Annotated in this window: 7 protein-coding genes; 5 read left to right on the top strand and 2 right to left on the bottom strand. The window is 64.7% G+C overall.

Annotation, left to right across the window (positions count from 1 at the left end; all coding sequences use genetic code 11):
* Position 1 precedes the first annotated feature (1 nt).
* Together EN906_RS16615 and EN906_RS16610 are read left to right on the top strand one after the other, a co-directional pair.
* On the top strand, positions 2-727 hold the full coding sequence (locus EN906_RS16615; RefSeq protein ID WP_245484276.1) for a metallophosphoesterase family protein: 726 nt from the start codon (positions 2-4) through the stop codon (positions 725-727).
* Between the two features lie 285 nt (positions 728-1012).
* Positions 1013-1822 carry an SH3 domain-containing protein gene (locus EN906_RS16610; protein WP_348627439.1) on the top strand — a complete coding sequence of 270 codons (810 nt, stop codon included), beginning with the start codon at positions 1013-1015 and terminating at the stop codon, positions 1820-1822.
* 339 nt (positions 1823-2161) lie between these two features.
* Here EN906_RS16610 and EN906_RS16605 read toward each other — a convergent pair whose 3' ends face one another.
* Positions 2162-2797 carry a LysE family translocator gene (locus EN906_RS16605; RefSeq protein ID WP_127269055.1) on the bottom strand — a complete coding sequence of 212 codons (636 nt, stop codon included), beginning with the start codon at positions 2795-2797 and terminating at the stop codon, positions 2162-2164.
* A 128-nt stretch (positions 2798-2925) separates the two neighbouring features.
* Here EN906_RS16605 and EN906_RS16600 point away from each other — a divergent pair, with 128 nt between their 5' ends.
* On the top strand, positions 2926-3624 hold the full coding sequence (locus EN906_RS16600; protein ID WP_127269054.1) for a YafY family protein: 699 nt from the start codon (positions 2926-2928) through the stop codon (positions 3622-3624).
* A gap of 171 nt (positions 3625-3795) precedes the next feature.
* Here the strand turns inward: EN906_RS16600 and EN906_RS16595 are convergent, their stop codons facing one another.
* The gene (locus EN906_RS16595; protein WP_127269053.1) at positions 3796-4905 is read right to left on the bottom strand and encodes a Gfo/Idh/MocA family oxidoreductase; all 1110 of its coding nucleotides are present in this window, start codon (positions 4903-4905) and stop codon (positions 3796-3798) included.
* 155 nt (positions 4906-5060) lie between these two features.
* Between EN906_RS16595 and EN906_RS16590 the strand changes: the two genes are divergently transcribed.
* Together EN906_RS16590 and iolC are read left to right on the top strand one after the other, a co-directional pair.
* Positions 5061-5906: a MurR/RpiR family transcriptional regulator gene (locus tag EN906_RS16590; protein WP_164748924.1), complete on the top strand. Its 846-nt coding sequence runs from the start codon at positions 5061-5063 to the stop codon at positions 5904-5906.
* A 141-nt stretch (positions 5907-6047) separates the two neighbouring features.
* A partial coding sequence (gene iolC / locus EN906_RS16585; protein ID WP_127375263.1) for a 5-dehydro-2-deoxygluconokinase occupies positions 6048-7381 on the top strand: 1334 nt, incomplete at its 3' end.

Raw genomic sequence — 7381 nt, 5'->3', positions numbered from 1 at the left:
GCTGGCGCTCGACGCCGTGCTTGACGATCTGGAGCGGCGCGGCGGCGCCGACCTGACCGTCAATCTCGGCGACAGCGTTTCCGGCCCGCTCTGGCCGCGCGAGACATTTGCGCGGTTGGAGGCGCTGAACCTGCCGACCGTGCGCGGCAACCACGACCGCCGTGTCGCCGCCGACCCCGCCGATGACACCATGTGGCCCTCCGACGTCTATGCGCAGGAGCGGCTGACCGAGACGCAGCGCCAGATGCTTTTCGCCCAGCCGCTGACGCTGGAGATCGCACCCGGAATCATCGCTTTCCACGCCCGTCCCGACCATGACGAGAAATATCTCGCCGATACCATCGTCAATGGCCAGCTGGTGCGTGCGCCGTTGGCGGCGATCCGGCGGCGGCTGAAGACGCTCGACCCGGCTTGCCGCATCGCGCTGTGCGGCCACAGCCACCGCGCGGAACTGATCCGCGTCCCCGATGGTCCCGTCATCTTCAATCCGGGCAGCATCGGCTGCCCTGCCTATGAGGATTCCACACCGCCGGCGCATGTCTCCGAGCAGGGCTCGCCGCATGCGCGCTACGGCATCGTCACCTTGGGCAGCAACGGCCAACCCGACCGCTTCGAGGCCATCGCCGTCGACTACGACCACGAGGCGGCCGCCAGGCAAGCCGAACAGGCGGGCCGGCCGGAATGGGCTCACGCGCTCAGAACCGGCTTCATGCCCCTGCCCGGCTGAACGCTCTTGCGTTCATGCCCGGCTGAACGCTCTTGCGCGTTCACGCCCGTCCAGCTGAGCTGCCTCACGGCCCGGCGGTCCGGGTTGAGGCTGGCGAAACGGCGAGCCGAATTTTCGGGCTTACATGGCGCCGCGTCGTCCCTTATAAAACCGGCCGGGCTTGCGGCGGGCTCGATCCGCCGCGGCACGGTATCAGCGCACGGCCAAAAGATGAGGCGCACAGTTACGCTCCGAACAACCCTCCATGCGCTGATTGCGGCTCCGCTGTTGATGACGGCGTGGCCGGTGATTGCCCCCGCTATGGCTGAAGAGATGGCCCAAGAGGCGCCGGAGCTCGTCATCTCCGTCGTCACCGGCCTGGCGCCGGACGACCTTCTCAAAGTCCGCACCACCGCATCGCCGGTCGCCACGGTCGAGGCGCGGCTGAGCAGCGGCGACATGGTCACCAATCTCGGCTGCAACGACATCAACGGCTACAAATGGTGCAAAATCGAAAGCACGGGCAAGGAGAAGCTGAGCGGCTGGGCGCCGGCGCGCTATCTCATCCCCCTCAATCCGGCTCCCTATGTCGAAGGCGAGACAAGACCGGCCGACGCGCCGGTGGTTGCCTCCACCGGCAGCGCCAATGACGCCGGGCAGTCCTCGGCGCCGGATCAATCCCATGCCACCGGCCCGGCCAACAGCGCGCCGGTCGCACCGCCCGACCTGACGGCGCGGCTTGGCGGCGCCGGCCCGGCAGCCGAAAGCACGCCAAAATCCGCCGCCGAAATCGGCCGCGCCGCCATGCAGGATGCGTACGTACTGGCGCTGGCGGCGCCTGACGTCTCGCCGGATCCCGAGATTCCCTGCGCCCGCTATGTCGGCCAGCCGATGGAGCGCTGCAAGGTCAGCGTGGTGCACACCGCCGACAAGGCGAACATCACTGTGACCTGGCCCGACGGCGGCACGCGCATCATTTCCTTCCGTGCCGGCCAGCCGGCCGGTTCCGACGCGCCCGGCGACTTCCGCTTCACCCGCGAAGGCAGCCTCAACATGATCCGCATCGGGGTGGCCGAGCGGTTTGAGATCACGGATACATTGGTGTCGGGGAATTAGCCGGACTCTTTGGATGTCGGCGAGACAGCGCCCCCCTCTGTCCTGCCGGACATCTCCCCCTCAAGTGGGGAGATTGGCAGCTTCAACTTCACAGCTTTTTTCTAACGTCGAAAATTGGCGAAAATGGTCGCGACGTCCGATCTCCCCCCTTGAGGCAGGGCTATCGCATATGGGTTCTTGCGAAGAAGGACCCTCCCCACAAGGGGGAGGGAACGCTGCCGCGCACCGATCCTTTTGGCGTCTGAAACATTGGCAGTTTGCCGTTGTCAGCGCCGACTGGAGTCTCCCTCCCCCTTGTGGGGGAGGGGTTAGAGGTGGGGGTCTTCTTCGCAAGAAATCCTACGCCGCCCTTAATCCTTCCCATGCCGTGAACACCGACACGGCAAAGAGCAGCAGTCCGGCCGCCCGGCCGGCAAAAATGGTCGCCCGCGGATTGGCGATCAGAAGGTTGCGGCTGCGGCCAGCCGTGATCGCCAGTCCGCCATAGATCGCAGCCTGGGTGGCCACGGTCAGCAGCCCCATGACCGTCGCCTGCATCCAGATCGGACCGTAGTCCGGTTTCAGGAACTGCGGGTAGACGGCAAGCACGAACAGGTATGCCTTCGGGTTGATCAGGCAGGTCACAAAACCCTGGCGAAAGGCCTTCCATGCGGACCGGCTGCCGGCAGGCCCTTCCTGACCGACAGTGATGGAACTGCGCATCAGCGTGATGCCGATAAAGGCCATGTAGGCGGCGCCGGCAAGCAGAAGCGGCTTGAACAGGATCGGCACGAAATGCATCAGCAGGCCGACGCCGATGGCGCCGTTCAGCGTGTGCACCATGCCGCCGACCATGATGCCGCCGGTCGCGGCGAGACCCCTGTCGCGCCCGCCGGTCAGTGCATTGGCAAGCACGAAGAGCATGTCCATGCCCGGAACGGCGATGATGCCGAACAGCAGGATAAAGAAAAGCCAGAGATTTTCCGCATAGCCCATGTCAGTTGCCTGCCGCCTCGCTCCGCCAAACCGCAGCGGAACCTGTTGATTTTCAAGTCGATAGGCGCTCCTATAGGTCAGCCCAACTGACAATGCTGTGTCAATTGGGCTCGCAACCCGGGGAAAAAATGCGCAAGGCGTCACGCCTGTTCGAGATCATCCAGATCGTGCGGCTGGCGCGGCAGCCGGTGACGGCGGCGACGATTGCCGAGCGGCTGGAAGTGACGGTACGCTCGATCTATCGCGACATCGCAGCGCTGCAGGCGATGCGCGTTCCGATCGAAGGGGGCCGCGGCATCGGCTATATCCTGCGCCCCGGCTTCGACCTGCCGCCGCTGATGTTCTCGATCGAGGAGATGGAGGCGATCGTCCTGTCGCTGGCGCTGCTGGAGCGCACCGGAGACAGCGAGCTCAAGCAGGCGGCCAAGCGCGTCAGCGCCAAGATCGCCGGGGCGGTGCCACCACCCTTGCGCCAGGCCTTCGACGCCAATGCGCTGCATGCGTGGGGATTCGCCGCGCCCTCGACCGGCGCGATCGACTTGGCGCTGGTGCGACGCGCCATCCGCGACGAGGAGAAGCTCGATCTCTCATATCGCGACGAGATGGGCCGGGCCTCCGAGCGCCTCGTCCGCCCGATCGCGCTCATCTACTACGCCGAAACCGCCAACATCGTCGCCTGGTGCGAGCTGCGCCAGGCGATCCGCAATTTCCGCAGCGACCGGATCGAGGATTGCCAGGCGACGGGGTTGCGGTTCAAGGGCGAAGGCGACCGCTTGCGGCAGGTCTGGGTGAATGGATGGGAGATCAATGCGGCGGTTGGCGGCTGACGCGATTCTCCCTTCTCCCCCTTGTGGGAGAAGGTGGATCGGTGCGCAGCGCCGAGACGGATGAGGGGTGTTCCAGCGGAGTGAGACGTTGGTGTTCCCTGGAGCACCCCTCATCCGACCTCGCTTCGCGAGGCCACCTTCTCCCGCAAGGGGAGAAGGTGAGCCGCCGCCTCACCGCACGTCCACCCAGCGCTTTTCCTCGAAGGAGCGCGCCATCGCGTGCACCGTGCGCTCGATCTCCAGCCCTTCGGCGAATTCGATGAGCCGTGCCGGCCTGCCTTCAAGCCGCGTCAGCAGTTCGTGGCACTCGATGATCTTGAGGTCGTTGAAGCCGAGGCCATGGCCTGGCGCCGGCACGAAGAGGTCATAGGGCTTGTGGTGCGGCGCCACCAGGATGGTGCGGTAGCCCTGCTCGGTCGGCCGATCTGATGTGAGATAGAGCTGGAATTCGTTCGATCGTTCCTGGTCGAACAGGATCGACCCTTTCGAGCCGAAGATCTGGACGGCGATGCGGCCCTTGCGGCCCCAGGCCGAGCGGTTGACCAGCAGCGTGCCGGCAATGCCGCTTTCCAGATGCATCAGCACGCTGGCTATGTCGTAGGTCTCCACAGCGCGGCGGCCGCCGCTGGCCAGCTTGCGATCGGCATAGGGTTTGGCCATGTCGCAGATGACACTGGCGACGCGGCCGAACAGGGCTGAGACCAGCGACAGCGGATGCACGGCGAAATCGTCGAGCGCGCCATAGCCTGACGCGGCTTCGTGCTTCCAGAAGAACAACGCCTCTGGGTCGGCCATAAAGTCCTCGTCCATCTCGATGCGCAGATGGTTGACCTCGCCGATGATCTTCTCTTCCAGCAAAGCGCCGATGTGGCGGATGGCCGGGCTCTGGATGTAGTTGTAGCCGAGCGCCGCGATCTTGCCGGACTTTCTCGCCGCCGCTGCCATCGCCTCGGCCTCGGCAAAGCTCGGCGCCATCGGCTTTTCGCACCACAGATGCTTGCCGGCTTCGAGGATGGCGATGGCCATTTCCGGATGGAACTGGTTGGGCGTGGTCAGCGAGACGATATCGACTTCGGGATCGTTGACGACGGCACGCCAGTCGCCCGACGCCTTGGCGAACCCGAACTCGCCCGCCTTGCGCCGGGCAAGCTCTTCATTGACCTCGCCGAGATGGACCAGCCGTGGCTTGGCAACGTCGGGAAAGACGGCGCTGACGGCACTCCATGCGATGGCATGACACTTGCCCATGAAACCCGTACCGATGAGACCGACGCCGACCATTTTCCGTTTCTCCACTGCTTGAAGCGCTGCGTGGATGAATTAGTCCATTTTCTCTTGGAATGGAATGTCTGCCTCATTTTTTATGGTGTTCTTGCGCAGGCTCGCTATGATGATGCACAGAGGACGCTTCACGTATGAGCCTGGACAGAGCGACGATGGACGAACGGGTACCTCGCGATTTCGAGACGCTGCGCACCACCATCCTGGAGCGGCGCGAAAGCCTGCCGAAGCGCATCGCCCAGATCGCTGCCCATGCGCTCGACAATCCCGACGATATCGCTTTCGGCACCGCCGCCAGCATCGCCGCTTCGGCCGGCGTGCAGCCTTCGACCCTGATCCGATTTGCCCAGCAGCTTGGCTTCGATGGTTTCACCAGCCTGCAGCAGGTGTTTCGCGAACGGCTGCGCGAGCGCAACTCATCCTATGACGAAAGGCTGCAGGCGCTGCGCGCCAAGGCAGAGGGCGGCGCCGGCCATCGGTCGATCTTCGACGGCTTCGTCGCCGCCGCCAGCACCTCGCTCAACGACATTTCGCGCACGCTGGACGACGCGCATCTGGAAGACGCCATTTCCCTGCTGGCGAAGGCCGAGACCATCTACGTGCTGGCCAAGCGCCGCTCGTATCCGGTGGCGTCCTACATCGCCTATGCGCTGGGCAAGCTGAAGATCCGCAACCAGCTGATCGAATCGGCGGCCGGGCTGAATGCCGAGATGATCGGCTTCGCCACGCCGGCGGATGCCGTCATCGCCATTTCCTTCTCGCCCTACGCACCGGCCACGATCGAGGAAGCGCGCAGCATTTCGGAACAGGGCGTGCCGATCGTCGCCATCACCGACAGCTCGTTTTCGCCGCTCGCCCAGTTCGCCAAGGTCTGGTTCGAGGTTGCAGAGGCCGATTTCGCCGGCTTCCGCTCGCTGTCGGCGACAATGGCGCTGGCCATGGCGCTGACCGTCGGCGTCGGCGAGAAGCGACGCGACACGGGCCGCAAGCGCAAGGCCTGATCCATCGCCGAAAAGACACTTTTCACGGAAGGAACACTCATTCCATATTGACTATGGATTGGAATTATTATTTCATATTCCCGGCGCCACGCTGCCGCTCGCGCGTGTACCCCAACACAACAAGGCCGACGGGAGGTTCCAATGAGCGAAGCCGTGGACGCTGAATACGCGCCGCTCGACGTTATCACTATCGGTCGCGCTTCCGTGGACCTTTATGGGCAGCAGATCGGCTCGCGGCTGGAGGACATCACCTCCTTCGCCAAGTCGGTCGGCGGCTGCCCGGCCAACATCTCGGTCGGCACGGCCAGGCTCGGCCTGCGCTCGGCACTGCTCACCCGCGTCGGCGACGAGCAGATGGGCCGCTTCATCCGCGAGCAGCTGACGCGTGAAGGCGTCAATGTCGACGGCCTTAAGACCGACAAGGAGCGGCTTACCGCCTTGGTGCTGCTGTCGGTCGAGGACGAAGGCGTTTCGCCGATGATCTTCTATCGCTCGGACTGCGCCGACATGGCGCTGGCGCCGGAAGACATCGACGAGGCCTTCATCGCCTCGGCGCGCTCGATCGTCGTCACCGGCACGCATTTTTCCAGGCCCAACAGCGATGCCGCGCAGCGCAAGGCGATCCGCATCATGAAGGCCAAGGGCGGCAAGGTGGTGTTCGACATCGACTACCGGCCGAACCTGTGGGGCCTTGCCGGCCATGCCGAAGGGTTCGAGCGCTATGTGAAATCGGACCGGGTCTCGGCGCAGTTGAAGACGGTGCTGCCCGATTGCGACCTCATCGTCGGCACCGAGGAGGAGATCATGATCGCGTCGGGCGCCGACGATTGCCTGAGCGCCTTGAAGACGATCCGCTCGCTGTCGTCCGCCACCATCGTCCTGAAGCGCGGCGCCATGGGCTGCATCGTCTATGACGGACCGATCAGCGACGATCTCGAGGACGGTGTCGTCGGCAAGGGATTTCCGATCGAGATCTACAATGTGCTGGGCGCCGGCGATGCCTTCATGTCCGGTTTCCTGCGCGGCTGGCTGGGTGGCGAAGATCATGCGACAGCGGCGACCTGGGCCAATGCCTGCGGCGCCTTCGCCGTGTCGCGTCTGCTCTGCGCGCCGGAATATCCGACCTTCGAAGAACTGCGGTTCTTCCTCAAACACGGCAGCGAGCATCTGGCGTTGCGCAAGGACGAGGCGATCAACCACATCCATTGGGCAACGACGCGCCGGCGCGACATTCCCTCGCTGATGGCGCTCGCGTGCGACCACCGCGTGCAGCTCGAGGATGTGGCGGCGAAGGCCGGCGCCGATCCGGCACGGATCGAAGAATTCAAGGTGCTGGCAGTCAAGGCGGCTGCGAAGGTCGCCGCCGGCCGCGACGGCTACGGCATGCTGATCGACGAGAAACACGGCCGCAAGGCAATGTTCGAATTCGCCAGGCATTCCTTCGCCTGGCTCGGGCGGCCGGTAGAGTTGCCGGG

The sequence above is a fragment of the Mesorhizobium sp. M7A.F.Ca.CA.004.06.1.1 genome (assembly GCF_003999135.1).
GTDB lineage: Bacteria > Pseudomonadota > Alphaproteobacteria > Rhizobiales > Rhizobiaceae > Mesorhizobium.
This window is presented reverse-complemented; position numbering and strand designations above follow the sequence as displayed.